At 36.7% G+C, this 681-nt stretch carries 1 protein-coding gene; it reads left to right on the top strand.

The features are described 5' to 3' along the window. Positions 1-31: 31 nt before the first annotated feature. Positions 32-681 (top strand): BF3164 family lipoprotein (locus DW173_RS23665; RefSeq protein ID WP_233562303.1); only part of this gene is annotated, 650 nt, incomplete at its 3' end.

The raw sequence follows: 681 nt of genomic DNA, 5'->3' as shown, positions 1-681 counted from the left end.
GATTGTCCGGTTACAAAAGTTAAAGTAGAATATGTTGCTACCGGATATAGTCTTGAAAAATAATATAAGTCTCCTGTTTCTTTCTTTTTTCTTGTTTATCTCTTGTGACCATAAGCATAAAGAATATGCAAAAGGTGTATTATTCTATTCGGGATTTCCGCACGAGAGAGAATTAAGAGGAGAAGTGATAGAGCTTGATACTGCCTTGCTTCGTTATCCGTTTAGGATACGAATCGAAGGGGATAAAGCCATTGTGATGGATTTACATGGTCTTGATCATTATGGACACTTGTTCCAATATCCCGGTTTTCAGTATTTATCTTCTTTTGGCAAGCGTGGTGATTCACCTACAGAAATGTTATCAATGGAGAACTTTCGTTTACAGAATCATGGAGTCTGGACATTGGATGCCAATAAAAGTGAATTAACTAGGTTAGACTTTTCTTCATCCGGTGATTCATTGCTTCGTGACGAAGCGGTAACATTGGATGAAGATATACTTCGACCACTTGATTTTGCTATATATAATGATTCATTGTTTATTATTCCTGACTATTCCGGTGAAAATCGTTTATGTCGAGTTAGTTGTAATGGGAAGCTTATAGATAAGATAGGAATTATTCCGACTATTGATGAAAAAGCATTGAAAAATGCTCGTCCGGCATTGGCTCAAGCATGGAG

The organism is Bacteroides sp. AM16-13 (genome assembly GCF_003602705.1).
Taxonomy (GTDB): Bacteria; Bacteroidota; Bacteroidia; order Bacteroidales; family Bacteroidaceae; genus Bacteroides; species Bacteroides xylanisolvens.
This window is presented reverse-complemented; position numbering and strand designations above follow the sequence as displayed.